We start from the raw sequence: 17930 nt of genomic DNA, 5'->3' as shown, positions 1-17930 counted from the left end.
CAATGCACGGGCCCTAACGCGAGTAGCCTTGCGGGCCCGGCTCGGCGTCGTGGCGCAGGCCCCACCATGGCAGGAAGGCTGCATTGCCGCCGCGGGCGCGGAACCATGGGCCATCCGGATTGAACGGCCGCACTTTCTCCGGCGGGACGACTATCACGGCGGTTGGCTGTTCGGGATCGGTGGTGCCGGCGACCAGCACGTTCTTGCCGATGTGGTTGGCGTAGGCGATGCCCAGGGCGACGTTGGTCAGCGCCGTGCCGGCACCCATTTCGCCCAGCAGGGCGGGGGTGTTGAAGGTTTGCTTGGCGAGGTCGAATTCGACCAGTTCGGTCGTCAGCGTTTGCGCCAAGCTGGCGATCCGGTCCGGCGAGTCGGCGTGCTTTTTGTTGGCGTCGTGGATTACGTAGCCGATTTCGGTGGCTTGCTTGCCGGCGTTCGTTGCCGCCGCTTCGATTGCTGCCTTCCAGGCCTGCACGGTGTGGGAAGGCTTTCCCTTGGCCGCTTTGAAGTCAGGGGTCTTGCGCGTCGCCGGGTACCCGATCCAGGCCAGCGGGGTACGCCCAGTCTTGTAATTTGGGCCTGCAAGCACGAGCAAGACCATATTCTCATTGATCTGCTTGTCTTTGGGTGGGTAGCTAGGAGCATCCCAGTTCATGACCCAGACAGTCTCCGCAGGATGAGTTTGCAGGTATTTAAGCCCGGCAGCCAGCGATTTGAAGCCTGCATTGGGTCCGCCAGGCGTCACACGAACATCCGGCGGCGTATTGCGGCTCCAAGAATCAGGAAAGTTAACGTTGCCGATATCAAACATATCGATCATCGATTCCTGCAAGTATGTCGTTGCGGCAGTGGCATCGAGACGACCTGCCGGAATAGCGTACTCGACTCTTATGCCCGCTAACTCCCGCCACGTAGAGCGATCTTTTGAATGTGCATTATAAAAATACGTGGGGCTTTTGAAGTAAATATCCCGGAATTTGTGAAAAAGTTGGGTAACATATTTTTTATGATAGCCGGCGAAGGTCTCACTGCCATCATTGCCGGTAGCGATGACTCCGATAGCTTGCAGACTTCCAAAACGCTCCGGTTTTAATTTGACCATATCGTCATTTGAATTCGGCCCGGCGAGCCCGAGCGTCCAGAGGAGCTGCCACTCCGTTGGATAGTCGCGCCGCTGGAGTGGGTTCAGCCATTGCAGTCCAACGACTTGGGCCCGGAAGGGTTCATCACTCTTCATTTGTTCAGAGACATTTGCTTGGGGATCCGATCTTCGTGATGGGGCGCAAGCCGCCACCAGGACACCCAGAGCCGCAAGTAACGGCAGAGCCAACGCAAGCTTCATGTCAACCCCGTCCGCTGCCGGGCACGGTCGTGATCAAGGTCGCGCCGCAGCTCGTGCGGTGACCGTCGAATGCCACCGGCACGCCGCCGATCAGCACCTTGGGATCGCCCTCGGCAATGATGCACACGCTGTGGCCGGGCAGCGGGCAGACGCACTTGTCGCCCTTGCGCGCGACGGCGATGCCCATCACGGTGCTGTTCGATGCCGCGCTGATGACCTTGCCGCCATGGCTGGTCGGATCGTTCAGGCGAATGACGCCACGCATGGTTGTGCTCCCTTGGTCTGGTTCAGTTGGTTCAGCGCGAGTAGCCCTGCGGCCCCGGCTCGGCATCGTGGCGCAGGCCCCACCAAGGCAGGAATGCCGCATTGCCGCCGCGGGCGCGGAACCATGGGCCGTCCGGATTGAACGGCCGCACCTTTTCCGGCGGTACGACCACCACAGCCGTGGGCTGGGCCGCATCGGTGGTCCCGGCGACCAGGACGTTCTTGCCGATGTGGTTGGCGTAAGCGATGCCAAGGGCAACATTGGTCAGCGCCGTGCCGGCACCCATTTCACCCAGCAGGGCAGGGGTGTTGAAGGTCTGCTTGGCGAAGTCGAATTCGACCAGTTCGGTTGTCAGCGTTTGCGCCAGGCTGGCGATCCGGTCGGGCGAATCGGCATGCTTGTTGTTGGCGTCGTGGATCACGTACCCGATGTCGGTGTCCTGCTTGCCGGCGTTGACGGCCGCCGCCTCGATTGCCGCTTTCCATGCCTGGACCGCACGGGGAGGCTTGCCCTTGGCAGCTTCGAAGTCGGCAGTCTTGCGAGTTGCCGGGTAGCCGATCCAGGCTAATGGTGCGCGCTCGGTCTTGTAATTCGGGCCGGCCAGGATCAGCAGCACCATGTTTTCGTTGATTTGTTCATCTTTGGGCGGATAACTTGGGGCATCCCAGTTCATCACCCACACGGTCTCGTTGGGGTGAGACTGCAAATAATTTAATCCAGCGGACAGCGAAGTGAAACCTGCATTCGCTCCACCGAGCGTAACCTTTACGTCAGGTGGAGTGTTACGGGTCCATGCCTCCGGCGTGTGTTCGAAGCCGATTTGGAATGTGTCATTAATCACAGCTCTTGTAGTGTTCGCAGCGTTCATCGGGTCCAGTTTCCCCGCAGGAAGTGCATATTCCACGTGGATGCCAGCAAGCTCACGCCAAGTTCTCTTATCTTTCAGTGAGTGAGCGTTGTAGAAATAGAGCGGGCTTGCGAAATAGGGGTCATGGAAACGGGTCATAAGTTGACCGAGATATTTCTCGTGATATCCATCAAAAGACTCTTTGCCATCGTTGCCGTTGGCAATAATACCTATCGCCTGTACGGTGCTGAATTTTTCAGGTTTTTCACGGACCTTGTCGTCACCTGGGTTTGGCCGAGCTAGACCCAAGGTCCAAAGTAATTGCCATTCTGTAGAGTAGTCTCGGCGCTGTAGTGGGTTAAGCCATTGCAATCCGACCACCTGAGCCCGGAACGGCTCCGGACGCGTGATTTGTTCAGAGAACTGCGTTTTGGATTTCACCCGCTGCATCTGGCCACAAGCCACCAGCAAGGTACTGAGCGCCGCAAGTAACGGCAGAGCCAACGCAAGTTTCATGTCAACCCCGTCCGCTGTCAGGCACGGTCGTGATCAAGGTGGCGCCGCAGCTCGTGCGGTGGCCATCGAACGCCACCGGCATGCCGTCGATCAGCACCTTCGGATCGCCGTCGGCAATGATGCACACGCTGTGGCCCGGCAGCGGGCAGACGCACTTGTCGCCCTTGCGCGCGACGGCGATGCCCATCACGGTGCTGTTCGGTGCCGCGCTGATGACTTTGCCGCCGTGGCTGGTCGGATCGTTCAGGCGAATGACGCCACGCATGGTCGTGCTCCCTTGGTCTGGTTCAGTTGGTTCAGCGCGAGTAGCCCTGCGGCCCCGGCTCGGCATCGTGACGCAGCCCCCACCATGGCAGGAACGCGGCATTGCCGCCGCGGGCGCGGAACCAAGGGCCGTCCGGATTGAACGGCCGCACCTTTTCCGGCGGTACGACCACCACAGCCGTGGGCTGGGCCGCATCGGTGGTCCCGGCGACCAGGACGTTTTTGCCGATGTGGTTGGCGTAAGCGATGCCAAGGGCCACGTTGGTCAGCGCCGTGCCGGCACCCATTTCGCCCAGCAAGGCGGGGGTGTTGAAGGTCTGCTTGGCGAAGTCGAATTCGACCAGTTCGGTTGTCAGCGTTTGCGCCAGGCTGGCGATCCTATTCGGCGACTCGGCGTGCTTGTTGTTGGCGTCGTGGATTACGTAGCCGATGTCGGTATCCTGCTTGCCGGCGTTGGTTGCTGCAGCTTCGATTGCCGCTTTCCATGCCTGGACCACACGGGAAGGCTTGCCCTTGACAGCTTCGAAGTCGGCAGTCTTGCGAGTTGCCGGGTAGCCGATCCAGGCAAGCGGGGCACGCTCGGTTTTGTAACTCGGGCCCGCAAGCACGAGTAGGACGATATTTTCATTGATTTGCTTATCCTTGGGCGGATAACTAGGAGCATCCCAGTTCATGACCCACACGGTTTCGTCCGGATGGGCTTCGAGGTAGCGCAGGCCGCCATCCAGGGAGGTAAAGCCAGCATTAGGGCCCCCTGCAATAACTCGAACATCCGGCGGCGTTGAGCGGCTCCATGCTTCGGGTGTGTTCGGATTGCCAATTTGGAATATGCGGCGGATATGATTTTTAACATGCTCCGCTGCCTCGGACGCATCCAGTCGCCCATAAGGTATTGCATATTCTACATGAATGCCGGCTAATTCTCGCCAAGTTGTCCTATCCTTTAGGGAATGCGCGTTGTAGAAGTAGGTCGGGCTTTGGAAATAAATATCGTGGAACCGCACCAGTAACTCATTAATATACTTTTTATGATACCCACGGAACGTTTCGGTACCCTTATTGCTGCTCGCAATATTACTAATTGCCTGCAATTTGGAGAATATTGCTGGCTCTGCCTTCACCATATCATCATCGATGTTCGGTCGCGCCACTCCTAAGGTCCAAAGAAGCTGCCACTCGGTTGAGTAGTCTCGTCGTTGCAAAGGGTTGAGCCATTGCAATCCTACAATCTGAGCTTTGAAGGGGGCAGCTTGAGGTTTCGATGGCGGAGCTGCTAGTGTGGCTGGACTGGCGCTGGTTTGTGATATTAGTCCGGTTGCGAAATAGGCACCGAATGCGATAACTGCGGGGAAAAAGAGGAAACGCGTCATAATTTGTTCATCCGTCATTAGATCGTTCGGTGAGGGAGAAGTGTTCCAAAACACAAGCACCGAAATAGCTATAGCTGTGAAAAAGAAGATTAAAGCGCTTGTGGCGCGGCTAAGCCTTGTTTTGGATGCTGATCGAATATATTTGTGCATTACCAGAACTTCCGTATGTTTACCATCGTGCCGGGCATCGAACCTTCGTGCCCGGTTCTGTTTGCCCAATCGTTTAGCACCTCATCCTGCAGCAAACCCGTGTCGAAATATGTCGCAAACGCGATATGTGGACTATCGTCGTTAAGAGCATTTGCATAACGCCAGTCTGCCGCTACTCGCAACTGCCGAATTTGCTCACGCGAAATATGGCATACCCCTACGGCAACGTCATATGCCAGCGCTTGCCGAGCATGTTCCGGGTTTGTCATGATAGTCGAGTGATCCGTTGCGTGCGTATCGATGCACTCTGCTAGCGTATCTTTGATCTTTTCCGTTCGCCAGGAGATATAGTCGGCACTTGCCGTCGAAAGGCTGTCTTCTTCCGTCCCATTGTCACTTTTACTGGAACGCCCTTCGCGGCGGGCCTGCATGCGCAACAGTGCATGGTGTTCATAGCGCAGCGATGCTTCGGTGCCACTATCGCCTTGCGGCGCATCGTCACCTGCTTCGCCTGGAACAGGCTTGCTGACGTGGTTGATTCTGGCATATGGATCATCTGCACTATATTGACGGAATTTGTCGCGTGATTGCCCAGGAGGGTCGTAACCCTCATCGAAATTGCTACTGGCCTTGCCGAACCTTACCGATTTTGGGAGGAATGATTTTGGCAAAGGAGGCGCCTCTATAGGCGTAATCCAAGTGTCCGGTGGAGATGCATTGATGGGTGGGCCAAAAGCCTTTAGGCCGAGGATCGCGATTGGTGCCGTCACGACAGTCATGACCTTGCCGAGTAGTCGCCTATTTGCAGCGAGACCTTTCGATAGCGAGTAGCGAGCTGGCGGCGACCTTGGCACCCAGAAGTCCTTACGATTGTTCGATGCGTTGTGGCGATCGTCCCAAAAGTTGTAGTTCTTGCATACACCGACATCGAAGCCTTGCGCGAACACGCGCTGACAAAACACTCCCTTCCCGTTGGTGGTATCAATTTCATCCTTGCTAAGGCCGCGCCACCCCATGCCCTGAATGGTACTGGATGAGATTACCTGATCATGTGGGTTGAAATACAGGGTAACGCGACCAGTTGTCGACTTCGCCGGGCCATAGCCGTAAAGATTTTTGTCCGATTGGGCGTCGAAGTTATGTAACTCGTTCTTGATGAACTTATCAATCTGTTGTGCACTCTGACTCGTGCCTTGACGCTTGCGAATGATATCAAAAAAGTTAGCGAGTGTTTTGAATCGTGCTTCGGCTGTCTGCCGACCACCATTTCCTTCAGGGTCTTTCATGCCCAGTTCTGCCCACCCTTGCATGGAATTTTTGGTTAGGAGGCTGTAAGGTGGATTGCAGAGAACGTAGGTATCTGCTACGCAGCCGCTAGGATTGGCCGCAGAATTCATCTTATCCCCTAAGAAAGCCGCCGCCATCGCCACCATATTGCCCTGGCTATGACAAACGATCGTGATCGGTGTATCGGCTTGGAGCTTTCGGATCGATTCGATCAATTTCGCCAATCGTAAGGCCGCTAACACGTAATAAGCGCGCGGCGGGCATGAGAAGACCAGACGATCTGGAGTCGGGTTGATGTGCTGCACATGGAGCCAGAGGAATAAGGTGTCGTCCACGCCACTTCCCCACAAATCCGGAAGTGAGGTGCAGCCGTTGGCGAATGGACCGCCACCCCAGTAATTTTGCTCGTTGAGATAAATACAGTCACCATATTCCTGAAGTTCTTTACTTCCCGCTTTGTACCCCCAGCGGAAGTGAATGACTGGCGAAAAGCTGCCTTCATCCGAAACGAAAGTGTCCGAATCAATCTTTGGATTAATATAGCCCTCGGGTGTCAACTCCGGCTGGTACGTCGCCGGCCGCAACTGCCCGCCTTCCGGAGTTGGATGTACCATGTGCTCGCTGCAGCGCTTCAGCCGCTCGTTCAAGCCCTTACACAGGCCTTCCTCAGCCTGCTTGTACCACTCGCCGTCCGAATTGACGCCGTGGACGAAGATCACGATGCCGGGCAGCGGCAGTTGCATCAATACGTCCAGATGCTTTTCAGTGATTAGCGAAACGCCGGGGGTTACGCCAAGCATCATGTTGGCGGGGTCGAATGCGGGATTATCGAATGATGCGGTAGTCATAGTTTGTAAAAATTCCGAGTCTTCATCAAGAACGCGGCGTATAGAAGAACGCCTTCAGCCGCTGCAGCGTATCGCCGGTGATCTTTTCTCCTTCGCCGGCCGCGTTGCTTTGACCGCTAAGTGGGCTATCCCCCTCGCGCTCGACGTGCAGCTTCATCCCCTCGACCGGCTTGCCGTCCGTCGGCCGCAGCAGCCTTGGAGTGCGGCTGAAGTCGCCGGCCTCGAATTTGGGCATCTCCGTGCTGGCGCTGGCCGGGCCGTTCCAGTGGTGGCCATCCGTCTTGACGGTCAGCGACCCCGGCCCGCCCAGCTCGACGTTGCCGCCCTTGAGCTTCAGGTAGGCGCCGCCGCCCACGATCAGCGTCACTTCCTCTTCGGCCATGACAATGAAGCGCTTGCCCGCCGTTGCCTTGACGTCCTTGGCGGAGTCGATCTGCATGTCGTCGTGCTGGCTCTGCATCAGGAACTTGCCGTGGTGGGCGATCTGGGCGATGCCGTCCATGTGCGAGAACAGCGAGATGCCCTTGCCCGCGTTCAGATTGAAGCGCTGGCCGCTGGTCAGTTGCATGTGCTGCTGCGCGACGGTGTCGACATTGACGCCGGCGTAGCTGACCAGCGTCTTCGGCGTCGTCACGGCGATGCCTTCCGGCGCCGTCACGCTGACGGTTGGCTTGCCGCTGGTTGCGGCGGCTGCCACATCCTCCTTCAGTTCGGCCTGCCCGGCCGGGTCCAGCGCCAGGCCCTGGTGTTCGGCCGCGTACTGGCCCAGCGACTTGAACAGGTCAAGGCAGTCCTGCATCAGGCCGATGTGTTCTTCGCTGCTCAACTGATTGCCGCAGGCGTCCAGGCGCTTCCATGCCGAGATCAGCAGGGACTTGGCGGTGCGCAGGGCGCCGCTGTCGTTGGTCGTCAGCTCGAAGCCGGCGCCGCGCGGCGTGGCGGCGCCGTTGCTGCGCGGGTGCGTCAGGAAGCCCAGGTTGAGCTGGGCGTGGCCGTGCGCGCTTTCCAGCTGGGCGCTGATCTGGCCAGGCGTGTCGTCCAGGCGCAGCTGGTTGTAGCGCTGGCCCTTGCCTTCGTGGCTCTTGATGCCGGACAGGTAGCGGTCGCCCGGCAGGCGGCTGACGTCGCTGAACGACGGCGGCGTCTTGGTGGCATCGTGCACGCGGCCGACGATCAGCGGCTTGTCCGGATCGCCGCCCAGGAAGACGCAGATCACCTCGTCGCCGATGCGGGGCAGGGTGATGGCGCCGTACTGCGCGCTGGCCCAGCCGCTGGCCACGCGCACCCAGGCGGAGTCGCGCTCGCTGTCCGAAGCGCCAGCGCCTTGCGCGTGCGCGTGATCCTTGTCGCGGCAGCCGGGGAAGCGCACTTTCACGCGGCCCAGTTCGTCGCAATGGATGTCCTCGCCCGCGGGGCCAACGACGAACACGCTTTGCGGTTCGGCCCGCGGCACGTCCGTGCGCGGGTCGAACGCCGGCACGATGGGCACGCCGCGGCGCACGCACGTGAAGTGATTCGTGTAGCGCACGCCGCGCTCGGCGCTGGCCTGGCCCAGGTTGGCGTCGGCCACGTACCAGCGGTTCAGCGCGAACAGGCGCTGCGCCCGCTCGTCGAGCGTTTTCGGCAGGTTGTTCTCCGCCTGCACGCGCAGTTCCGTGATGACGAACTCGCGCTGCTCCGGCGCATGCGTGTCCAGTTCTGGATGGCCCTCGATGGCGTTCCACTGGCCCACGCACATGTCGCGCACGCTGCCTTCGCCCTGGAAGTACTTCGACTCGTACTCGTGGCGCTGCATGCGTGCGGTGCCGAGGCTGCGGTAGTCGCCGGTGCTGTCGCCCGCATGGGGGACGTCCACCAGGTAATCGTCCAGGCTGCCGGCGAACTGGTTGCCCAGCATGCCCTGGTCGTGGTTGCCCAGGTCCTGGCTTTCCATGGCGGCCACGCGCGCGTAATCCCAGCTGCGGCGCGTGACGGCGCCCGCCGTCAGTTGCCGCACCGCGTGCCAGCCCGTGATCGTGTCGCGTGTTTCGGTGGCGTCGTCGCGGTGATAGCGTACGCTGCCGGCGCGATTCTGTGGCAGCGTCATGGCATCGTCGAACAACACCAGTGTGTGGACGGGGACATCGTCGGTTCCCCGTTCGGTCGGGCTGCCGGGCCGGATGAACCAGGCAATGCCGCGGCGTTTCCACAGCCGGCGCAGGAAGGCGCCCGTCGATTCGTTGCTTTGCAGCGTGAATTCGCGCGCAGGATAGGCATTCAAATGCCCGAGCTCGAAATCGAAGGCGCGCGCCGCCACCGGATTGTTCTCCCGCCATTCCCGCAACAGCACATTGGTGATGTGCACCTCGTCCGCATTGCGGAACACCCGGGTATTGACGGTCTTGTCCAGCAGCGACAGCGCGTCGCGCACCAGCAACTGGTAGGTCGCCAGGCCGCCGTCGCTGCCGCCTTCCGTGACCGCGGCCACCACGCCGCAGACCGAACGCAGCTGGCCGCGGTCGGTGACGAATTGCAGCTCGACCGGGTTGGCGACAAAGCGCTTCAACTGCATGCCCGCCTGCGCCGAGACGCAGGAGACGCGGTACTCGATGCCGCCGCAGATCGACTCGGTACCGCTGACGTATTTGACGAGCAGGACGTCGTCCAGCACCTGCGCGCCATCGAACAGCCGCAGGCGGATGGGGCGATTGTCTTCGGTCAGCGCGGCGGCGGCCAGCTTGGGTGGGATGGTGGTCATGCGTTCTGGCGCGCCGATGGCCGGCGATTTATTTTGGGAAACCCAGAAGTATATCGAAGTTAACTGTCGAGTTATTGTTCCTGCTCAGTTAAATGCAACATTTTATTGAATAGCATTTTGCAAGTTAAGATCGTGCGTGGGTACGCGTGCCTGGAACTGCCGATGGGATCCGGCGGCGTGCCAGGTGGGGCGCGGGGCCCCGCAACGGTCCGCTCGCAAGCCCGCTCGCTTGTTCTGGGGCTGGATGTTCTGCTAAGCTCTCGGGCTCGCCGGAGCATGCCACCGCGGCCCGCTTCGAATCCCGATTTGTCACCTGCCCGATTTGCCGGTAAATTGGCCCAACAACGTGGCACAACGGCAAAGCCCTGCCGCCCGATGGAGATCATTCATGTTTCTGGACCACCCGACCATAACCGCCACCAACAGCCTGACGGAGCCGGACCGCCTGGAGCGGCTGAACCGCGTGTATGGCTACGTGTCGGCGCTGGCCGACGCGGCCGGCGTGCAGCCGTTCATCGAGAAGATCGCCCAGCTGCATGACCACAAGGGCACGCTGATCGTGTTCTGGCACGACGCTCCCAGCGAGCAGGAGAAGGGCTTTTTCCTGCAGGCGTGGCGCAGCAAGATCGGCGACGGCAGCGACAACGTCGAGCACGAGATCTGATCTATATGGACGGCCAGACGCTGATCGCCACGCTGGCACTCGGTAACCTCGCGCTGTACCTCGCGCTGCTGTGCCACGGCACCGGGCGGCGCCGGCCTTCGCTGCTGTCGGCCTTCACGATCGCCCGCCTGTGCCAGGGCATGGGCTGGCTGATCCTCGCGTTGCACGCCTTCGTGCCGACGACCGTCGGCGGTCCCGTCGCGTTCATGTTGCTGATCGGTGGCGCGGCCATGGACGCGGCCGGCTGGTGGGAAACCGTCGGCCGCCCCGGCGCACGCGTCAAGCTGGTGCGCGCGTTCGCGCTGGCCATCGGCGCCTACATCGCCGTGCACGTCGCGTTCGGCCGCAGCCCGGCCGCGGCCGCCGCGGCCGGCCCGTGGGTCGCCGTGCTGCTGGCTGCGATGGCGGCCGGCTTCGGCCTGGCGGGCAGCGCGGCGCTGGCGCGCGGCTGGGTCGGCGCGCCGTTGCTGCGCCGCGTGCTGGCCGCAATCAATGCGCTGCTGGCGCTGGCGCCCCTCGCGCTAGCGGTGCTTGCCGCCCTGCAGCCGGCCTGGCTGCCCGTCGCGCCGGCACAATTGCTGCCGGCGGTGCTGTTTTTGCTGCTGGGTGGCCTGGTGTTCAATGGCGCGGGCGGCCTGCTGCTGGGCCGCAACGCGCTGCAGGCGGAACTGGAGCGGCTGGAAACGGTGGACGCGCTGACGGACGTGCCGAACCGGCGCGGCTTCTACCAGGGCCTGGCGCCGTGGCTCGCCCTGGCGCGCCGGCCCGGCCAGCCGACGGCGCTCGTCATCGTCAATCTGGATGGCTTCAAGCGCGTCAACGACCACTACGGCCACGCGGTGGGCGACGTCGTGCTGAAGACCATCGTGGACGCGGTACGCCGCCAGCTGCGCGAAGCCGACATGATCGGCCGCCTGGGCGGTGCCGAGTTCGCGCTGCTGCTGCCCCGTACCGGCCTGGCCGAAGCGGCGCTGGTAGCCGAGCGCATCCGCGCGGCCGTGGCCGCGCTGCCCGTCAAGGCCGAGCGCGCCGTCATCAACCTGACCACCAGCATGGGCGTGACGACGATCCGCGCCGAGGACAGCACGGTCAGCCTGTTCAAGCGCGCCGACGAGGCGCTGCAGGCGGCCAAGCTGCGCGGTCGCAACCAGGTGGTGGCGGCCGAGCCGCCCGCCGCCGGGCCCGATGACGAACCGGTGCCCGCGCTGGCGGCCGGCGTGGCGCGCGACTGACGGGGCGATGTCATCATCCCGTCACGAACGGGCCCTAATGTGGTAGGATTTTCAATATAAACGATATAAATGGATTCCTCCATGTATGCAGCGGTCGACCTGGGCTCGAACAGCTTTCGATTTTCCATAGGCAAGCACGACGGCGAGCAGATCCGCGTGCAGAAGAGCGTGCGCGAGCCCATCCGCCTGGCCGCGGGGCTGGACAACGACGGCAACCTGACGCCTGAGGCCATGCAGCGCGCGCTGAACTGCCTGAAGAGCTTCCGCGCCACCCTGGCGACCTGGGACCTGGAGGCGGTGCGCGTCGTCGCCACGTCGACGATGCGCCAGGCGAGGAACATCGCCACCTTCCTGCCGCAGGCCGAGCAGGCCATCGGCTATCCCATCGAGATCATCTCCGGCGAGGAGGAAGGGCGGCTGATCTACATGGGCGTCGCCAACGCGCTGGCGCAGCCGGCCGAGCGCCGCCTCGTCGTCGACATCGGCGGCGGCTCGACGGAACTGATCCTGGGGCGCGGCCTCGACATCGAGCGGGTCGAATCGTTCAGCGTGGGCAGCGTACGCCAGAGCCTGTCGTTCTTCATCGGCGGCCGCGTCGATGCGCCGTCGTTCGAGGCGGCCATCCTGTCGGCGCGCAGCATCTTCGAGGATGGCGCGCCGCCTTACCACCCGCAGTTCTGGAAGCGGGCCTATGGCTCGTCCGGCACGATCAGGGCGATCGCCGACATCATCGACAAGAACGGCCTGGATCGCACCTGTCCCGAGCGGGGCGTGACCCCGGCCAGCCTGGACCTGCTGAAGGAGCGCTTCATCGCCTGCGGCCACGTCAGCCGCATGGATTTGCCTGGGCTGCGGCCGGACCGCGCCAGCACCATCATCGGCGGGCTGGCGATCCTGATCGGCGTGATGCGCGAACTGGGCATCGAGCAGATCGAACCCATCGAGGCGGGCCTGCGCATGGGCGTCATGTGGGACCTGTACCAGCGCTCGATGCGGCACGACCGGCGCGAGGAATCCGTGGCGGCGTTCCAGCGCAAGTTCGCGGTCGACGTGGCGCGCGCCACCCGGGTGGCGGACGACGCGGCGGCGCTGCTGGACCAGCTCAAGCCCGCGTCGGATGCCACGCCGCGCCTGCTGTACTGGAGCGCGCTGCTGCATGAACTGGGCATGGCGGTGTCGCAGACGGGCCACCACAAGCATACGGCCTACATCATCGAGAACGCCGACCTGCCGGGCTTCACCACGCGCGAGCAGCGCACGATGAGCCGGCTGGCGCTGGCGCAGAAGGGCAACCTGCGCAAGGTGGGCGAGTTCCTGTCCGATCCCGACTTCGCCCGCGCCGTGGTGGCGCTGCGTCTCGCCATCGTCTTCATGCACGCCCGCATCGACGTGGCGCTGGCCGCGCCCAAGCTGCGCATGAAGAACCGCATCGAACTGGAGCTGCGCCGCGAATGGGTGACGGACCACCCCACCTTGTCGTACTGGATCGAAAAGGAACAGGAACACTGGGACGAGGTTGGCGTGGACCTGGGATTGCGCTATGCCTGAGTGGTATATCGATACGGGCAAAAAATATTGTCGATAAGAATGCACCCCTGCCTTGTAATTTTGCTTACACTATAGCTTTCACCGTTTGTCGTACGGCCCCCGCCGGGCCGGCACGGCGGCGGGGCGTTCGTGGAGGCGTGATGGCGGTACGGGGCGACAACTGGAAGATGACGACGATGGCGGCGCGGCTGGCCGGCCTGGGCCTGGCCCTGGCCGCGGCGTGGTGCGCGGCCGCGCCCGTGGCCGCCGCCGAGCCCACCGTCACGCTGTGCTACGAACGCGCCGACGTGCGGCCCTGGCGCACGGAAGCGGGCGAGGGCCTGAACTTCGACCTGCTGCGCATGGTGGGCGAACGCGAAGGCATCGTCTTCAATTTCCAGAGCATGCCGTTCAAGCGCTGCCTGGCGCAACTGAAGGCCAATGCCGTGGACGGCGTGTTCGCCGTCAGCTTCAAGCCCGACCGGCTGGAACTGGGCGCCTATCCCGGCGGGGCCACGCCCGACACCGCCAAGCGCATGCACATCGACCGCTACATCCTGTTGCGCCGCAAGGGCGGCACGCTGGACTGGGACGGCAAGGCGCTGCGCAACGTGGACGGCGCCATCGGCGCCCAGCTGGGCTATTCCATCACGGACCAGCTGCGCAGCCTGAACGTGACGGTGGACGAGGGCAGCCAGAAATCGGAGGAGCTGGTGCGCAAGCTGCTGGCGGGCCGGCTGGCCGGCGCCGCCGTGGGCGGCAGCGATGCCCGCACCTTGCTGGCAGGACCGTACGGCGCGCAGATCGAGGCGCTGCCCGTGCCGCTGGTGGAGAAACCATACTTCCTGATGCTGTCGCACCAGCTGGTGGCGCGGCGGCCGGAACTGGCGCAACGCATCTGGTCCAGCATGGAACAGGTGCGCAACAGTCCCGCCTACAAGAAACTGGAGCGTACCGGCAGCAAGGGTGCGCGCCACTGATGCAGACGTTCCTGACCTGGCTGGCCCAGACGCCCGTGGGCCGCCTGCGCGACACCTGGCAGCGCGACATCGTGCTGCGTCTGGGCGTCTCCATTTTCCTGGCGGTGCTGCTGTCCACGGCGGCCTACACGACCTATGCGCTGTACACGCTGCGTTCCCAGGCCGACCTGCGCCTGCAGGAACGCTCGGAGCGGCTGGCCACCGTGCTGTCGCAGGCCTTGGCGCGACCCCTGTTCGACATCAACGGCGCCGCCGTCACCAGCGTCGTCGATGCCATGCGCGGCACGCCGGAGGTGCTGATGCTGCGCGTGTCGGCGCCGGGTGGGCAGGAGCTGGCCGGCTTCTCGGCACCGAAGATCGATCCGCGCACGGCGATTGCCGTGCACCGCGACATCCGCTTCCAGGACGGCACCCGCAACTACCTGGTGGGCGCGCTCGACATCGCCTACTCGCGCCTGGAAGTGGAGCGCGACCTGCGCCGCCAGCTGACCCAGGCGCTGGTCGTCAACCTGCTGCTGGCGCTGACCATCGTCACCTCGATCTTCCTGGTGGCGCGCAAGGTGGCGCGCCCGTTCGCCGACATCCAGAAGTCGCTGGAAAAGCTCACGCAGGGCAAGACCGACATCCAGCTGTCCGGCATCGGCCGCGCCGACCAGGTGGGCCGGCTGTCGGGCGCCGTGCGCAGCTTCCGCGATACGCTGACCCGGCTGCGCGATGCCGAAAGCGAGCTGCGCGAACTGAACGGCGACCTGGAACAGAAGATCGACGTGCGCACGCACGACCTGAAGCAGACCATGCAGATGGCGCGCGACAGCGAGCGTAAGGTGCAGGCCATCATCGACACGGCGCTCGATGCCGTCATCACGATGGACCGCACCGGCCGCATCGCCGGCTGGAACCGGCAGGCCGAACTGATCTTCGGCTGGAGCCGCGAGGAAGCGCTGGGCCAGCAGCTGGACGCGCTGATCATCCCGCCGCGCTACCGCGAGGACCACCGCCGCGGCATGCGCAACTACCTGGCCGGCGAAGGCCGCGGCGAGGTGCTGGACCGCCGCATCGAAGTGGAGGCGCTGCGCAGCGACGGCAGCGAGTTCCCCATCGAGCTGTCGATCACCCGTATCGCGCTGGACGGCACCGACAACTTCGAATTCTGCGGCTTCGTGCGCGACATCAGCGACCGCCGCGAGCGCGAGCAGAAGCTGGTGGCGGCCAACGTCAAGGCGGAAGCGGCCAACCTGGCCAAATCCGAGTTCCTGGCCAATATGAGCCACGAGATCCGCACGCCGATGAGCGCGATCATCGGCATGGCCTACCTGGCGCTGCGCACCGACCTGTCGCCCAAGCAGCAAGACTACGTCAGCAAGATCCACCGCGCCGCGCTGGGCCTGCTGGGCATCATCAACGACATCCTCGACTTCTCCAAGATCGAGGCGGGCCGGCTGGAAGTGGAGGAGGTGCCGTTCTTCCTGGACGACGTGCTGTCCCACGTGGCCAGCGTGACGAGCCAGCAGGCGGCCGACAAGGGCCTGGAATTCCTGTTCGACGTGCCGCCGGCGATCCCGCGCCACCTGTGCGGCGACCCGCTGCGCCTCGGCCAGGTGCTGATCAACCTGATCAACAACGGCGTCAAGTTCACGCAGGCGGGCGAGCTGGAACTGTCGTGCCGCCAGCTGGAGGGCGCGGCGCCCGGCCATGTCGCGCTGCGCTTTGCCGTGCGCGACACGGGCATCGGCATGGCGGCCGAGCAGAAGGCCAAGCTGTTCCGGGCCTTCGGCCAGGCGCTGGGCTCGACCACGCGCCAGTTCGGCGGCACCGGGCTGGGCCTGTCGATCTCCCAGCAGCTGGTGCGCCTGATGGGCAGCACGATCGTCGTCGACAGTGCCGAGGGCCGCGGTTCCGTGTTCAGCTTCGACCTGGCGCTGCGGGTGGCCGGCGCGGCGCCCGCGCCGGTGCTGCCGGCGGCGCTCACGGACGCCAGGGTGCTGCTGGTGGACGACCATCCGCTGGCGCTGGACGCGCTGTGCCAGGCCATGCGCGGGTTGCCGCTGCGGGCCGACCGCGTCACCGGTGGCAGCGCGGCGCTTGACGCCGTGCTGGCGGCGGACGCGGCGGGCGACCCCTACGCGCTGGTGCTGACGGACTGGCTGATGCCCGATGTCGACGGCATCGCGCTGGCGCGCCGCATCGGTGCCGCCACGCTGGCACGACGGCCCGCCATGGTGCTGGTCACGGCATTCGGCCGCGACGAGACGTTGCGCGAAGCCGAGGCCAACGGTTTTGCCGGCTTCCTGTTCAAGCCGATCACGCATGCGGCGCTGCTGCAGACGCTGGTGACGCTGTTCACGCCGGCCCACGGCGCCGGCAGCGCCGCGCCAGCCGCGCTGCCGGCCGTGACGGCGCGCGTGCTGCTGGTGGAGGACAACCCCGTCAACCAGCAGGTGGCGGCGGAGCTGATGCAGGTGCGCGGCATCGGTGTCGATGTCGCCGGCAACGGCCGCGAGGCGCTGGACCGGCTGGCGCTGGCGGGGCCCGACCATTATGACCTGGTGCTGGTGGACCTGGAAATGCCGATGCTGGACGGCCACGAGACGACGCTGGCGCTGCGCCGCGATACGCGCTTCGACCGTACTCCGGTGATCGCCATGACGGCCCACGCGCTGGCGGACGTGCGCGAGCGCTGCCTGGCCGAGGGCATGCAGGACTACCTGACCAAGCCGATCGACCCGGACCGGCTGTATGCGACGCTGGCGCGCTGGCTGGGCCGGCCCATGCTGCCGGCGCCGCCGGCGCAACCGCGTCCGCGCGGCAATGCGGGCCTGCCGGAACTGGCCGGCATCGACACGGCGCGCGGCCTGCGCCACGTGGCCGGCAACCAGGTGCTGTACCTGCAACTGCTGGAGCGGTTCTGTCATTCGCAACGCGATGCGGCCGAAACGGTCCTTGCGGCACTCGGAGCCGGACGGCGCGAGGAAGCGCGCCAGCGCGTGCACACGCTGCGCGGCGTGGCCGGCAACGTGGGTGCCAACGCGGTCGAGGCGGCCGCGCGTGAAGTCGAGGCGGCGCTGGCCGACGGCGCCAGCGTGCCGCCGGTGCTGCTCAACGAGCTCAAGGTGGCGCTGGACATGGCCGTCACGGCGGTCGACGCCCGCTTCGCGGCCGGGCGCTGGGACGAGGCCACCGACGGTCCCGCCGAGGGCGTCCGCACGGCCGAGGTCCGGCCGGCCGAGGCGCTCGCGCACCTGGCGGACCTGCTGGCGGGATTCTCCGCCGACAGCGTCGACTACTTCGACAGCATGCGGCCGGCGCTGGCCACCGTGCTGGCACCGGCCTTGCTGGAAGCGCTGGCGACGCAGATCGGCCGCTATGATTTCGAGCAGGCGCACCGGCTGCTGGCCAGCGGCATGCTGGCCGAGGCTGCGGCGGACGGCGCGGACCTGCCGGGAGCCGCACCATGAGCGCACGCCGCCGGAGCATCCTGGTGGTCGACGACACCCCTGACAGCATCATGGTGCTGTGCGCGCTGCTGAAGGAGGCTTTCGATACGAAAGTGGCCGTCAGCGGCGAGGCGGCGCTGCGCGTGCTGCGTGCGGCGCCGGTCGATCTCGTGCTGCTGGACGTGATGATGCCCGGGCTGGACGGCTACGAGGTGTGCCGGCGCATCCGTGCCGCGCCGGCCACGGCGGCCCTGCCGGTGGTTTTCCTCACCGCGCGCGACACGGCGGAAGATGCCGCGCGCGCGCTCGCGGCGGGCGGCAGCGGGCACCTTGCCAAGCCCGTCGACCCGGACCGGCTGCACGCGATGCTGGCCCGTTGTTTCGGCGTGCCGCCCTGACCGGCGCCGCCGCGGCACGCCGTGCCGCAGCGTAAAAAATGTAAGGACTGGTGCCTCACGGCCAGAAAT

The 17930-nt window shown here is 64.2% G+C and carries 13 protein-coding genes; 6 read left to right on the top strand and 7 right to left on the bottom strand.

Going from position 1 to position 17930, the window contains the following annotated elements; all coding sequences use genetic code 11:
• Nucleotides 1-13: 13 nt before the first annotated feature.
• The 7 genes from PX653_RS11240 to PX653_RS11210 are packed head-to-tail and all read right to left on the bottom strand — an operon-like array spanning nt 14 to nt 9626.
• Complete coding sequence (locus PX653_RS11240; RefSeq protein ID WP_277417960.1) at nt 14-1342, bottom strand: hypothetical protein; 1329 nt, start codon at nt 1340-1342, stop codon at nt 14-16.
• A gap of 1 nt (nt 1343) precedes the next feature.
• Nucleotides 1344-1607: a PAAR domain-containing protein gene (locus tag PX653_RS11235; RefSeq protein ID WP_277417959.1), complete on the bottom strand. Its 264-nt coding sequence runs from the start codon at nt 1605-1607 to the stop codon at nt 1344-1346.
• A gap of 31 nt (nt 1608-1638) precedes the next feature.
• Nucleotides 1639-2970 carry a hypothetical protein gene (locus tag PX653_RS11230; protein WP_277417958.1) on the bottom strand — a complete coding sequence of 444 codons (1332 nt, stop codon included), beginning with the start codon at nt 2968-2970 and terminating at the stop codon, nt 1639-1641.
• A gap of 1 nt (nt 2971) precedes the next feature.
• Complete coding sequence (locus PX653_RS11225) at nt 2972-3235, bottom strand: PAAR domain-containing protein (RefSeq protein WP_277417957.1); 264 nt, start codon at nt 3233-3235, stop codon at nt 2972-2974.
• Nucleotides 3236-3266: 31 nt separating this feature from the next.
• The gene (locus tag PX653_RS11220; RefSeq protein WP_277417956.1) at nt 3267-4754 is read right to left on the bottom strand and encodes a virulence factor; all 1488 of its coding nucleotides are present in this window, start codon (nt 4752-4754) and stop codon (nt 3267-3269) included.
• Nucleotides 4754-6889, bottom strand: a complete 2136-nt coding sequence (locus PX653_RS11215; RefSeq protein ID WP_277417955.1) for a T6SS effector phospholipase Tle3 domain-containing protein — start codon at nt 6887-6889, stop codon at nt 4754-4756. Before PX653_RS11215 ends, PX653_RS11220 begins: the two co-directional genes overlap by 1 nt.
• A 25-nt stretch (nt 6890-6914) precedes the next feature.
• Complete coding sequence (locus PX653_RS11210; protein WP_277417954.1) at nt 6915-9626, bottom strand: type VI secretion system Vgr family protein; 2712 nt, start codon at nt 9624-9626, stop codon at nt 6915-6917.
• Nucleotides 9627-10014: 388 nt separating this feature from the next.
• On the opposite strand from PX653_RS11210, the gene PX653_RS11205 reads away from it, so the two are divergent.
• From PX653_RS11205 to PX653_RS11180, 6 genes are all read left to right on the top strand, one after another.
• Nucleotides 10015-10290: a hypothetical protein gene (locus PX653_RS11205; protein ID WP_277417953.1), complete on the top strand. Its 276-nt coding sequence runs from the start codon at nt 10015-10017 to the stop codon at nt 10288-10290.
• A gap of 5 nt (nt 10291-10295) precedes the next feature.
• A complete protein-coding gene (locus tag PX653_RS11200) occupies nt 10296-11522 on the top strand; it encodes a sensor domain-containing diguanylate cyclase (protein ID WP_277417952.1) in 1227 nt (408 codons plus the stop codon).
• 81 nt (nt 11523-11603) lie between these two features.
• Entirely contained in the window at nt 11604-13070 is a 1467-nt protein-coding gene (locus PX653_RS11195; protein ID WP_277418559.1) for a Ppx/GppA phosphatase family protein, read from the top strand.
• Between the two features lie 140 nt (nt 13071-13210).
• Nucleotides 13211-14029 carry a substrate-binding periplasmic protein gene (locus PX653_RS11190; RefSeq protein WP_277417951.1) on the top strand — a complete coding sequence of 273 codons (819 nt, stop codon included), beginning with the start codon at nt 13211-13213 and terminating at the stop codon, nt 14027-14029.
• Nucleotides 14029-17484 (top strand): hybrid sensor histidine kinase/response regulator, encoded by a 3456-nt coding sequence (locus PX653_RS11185; RefSeq protein ID WP_277417950.1) that lies wholly within the window; start codon nt 14029-14031, stop codon nt 17482-17484. Before PX653_RS11190 ends, PX653_RS11185 begins: the two co-directional genes overlap by 1 nt.
• Nucleotides 17481-17861: a response regulator gene (locus tag PX653_RS11180; RefSeq protein WP_277417949.1), complete on the top strand. Its 381-nt coding sequence runs from the start codon at nt 17481-17483 to the stop codon at nt 17859-17861. Before PX653_RS11185 ends, PX653_RS11180 begins: the two co-directional genes overlap by 4 nt.
• Nucleotides 17862-17930: the final 69 nt, after the last annotated feature.

Source organism: Pseudoduganella chitinolytica (assembly GCF_029028125.1).
GTDB classification, from domain to species: Bacteria; Pseudomonadota; Gammaproteobacteria; order Burkholderiales; family Burkholderiaceae_D; genus Rugamonas; species Rugamonas chitinolytica.
Note: the sequence above shows the minus strand (reverse complement) of the source record. Positions and strands in the feature narration are given on the sequence as shown.

Excerpts from the sequence above, each read along its gene's own strand:
- PX653_RS11240 (WP_277417960.1), bottom strand. The coding sequence starts at position 1,342 with ATGAAGCTTGCGTTGGCTCTGCCGTTACTTGCGGCTCTGGGTGTCCTG.
- PX653_RS11235 (WP_277417959.1), bottom strand. The coding sequence starts at position 1,607 with ATGCGTGGCGTCATTCGCCTGAACGATCCGACCAGCCATGGCGGCAAG.
- PX653_RS11230 (WP_277417958.1), bottom strand. The coding sequence starts at position 2,970 with ATGAAACTTGCGTTGGCTCTGCCGTTACTTGCGGCGCTCAGTACCTTG.
- PX653_RS11225 (WP_277417957.1), bottom strand. The coding sequence starts at position 3,235 with ATGCGTGGCGTCATTCGCCTGAACGATCCGACCAGCCACGGCGGCAAA.
- PX653_RS11220 (WP_277417956.1), bottom strand. The coding sequence starts at position 4,754 with ATGCACAAATATATTCGATCAGCATCCAAAACAAGGCTTAGCCGCGCC.
- PX653_RS11215 (WP_277417955.1), bottom strand. The coding sequence starts at position 6,889 with ATGACTACCGCATCATTCGATAATCCCGCATTCGACCCCGCCAACATG.
- PX653_RS11210 (WP_277417954.1), bottom strand. The coding sequence starts at position 9,626 with ATGACCACCATCCCACCCAAGCTGGCCGCCGCCGCGCTGACCGAAGAC.
- PX653_RS11205 (WP_277417953.1), top strand. The coding sequence starts at position 10,015 with ATGTTTCTGGACCACCCGACCATAACCGCCACCAACAGCCTGACGGAG.
- PX653_RS11200 (WP_277417952.1), top strand. The coding sequence starts at position 10,296 with ATGGACGGCCAGACGCTGATCGCCACGCTGGCACTCGGTAACCTCGCG.
- PX653_RS11195 (WP_277418559.1), top strand. The coding sequence starts at position 11,604 with ATGTATGCAGCGGTCGACCTGGGCTCGAACAGCTTTCGATTTTCCATA.
- PX653_RS11190 (WP_277417951.1), top strand. The coding sequence starts at position 13,211 with ATGGCGGTACGGGGCGACAACTGGAAGATGACGACGATGGCGGCGCGG.
- PX653_RS11185 (WP_277417950.1), top strand. The coding sequence starts at position 14,029 with ATGCAGACGTTCCTGACCTGGCTGGCCCAGACGCCCGTGGGCCGCCTG.
- PX653_RS11180 (WP_277417949.1), top strand. The coding sequence starts at position 17,481 with ATGAGCGCACGCCGCCGGAGCATCCTGGTGGTCGACGACACCCCTGAC.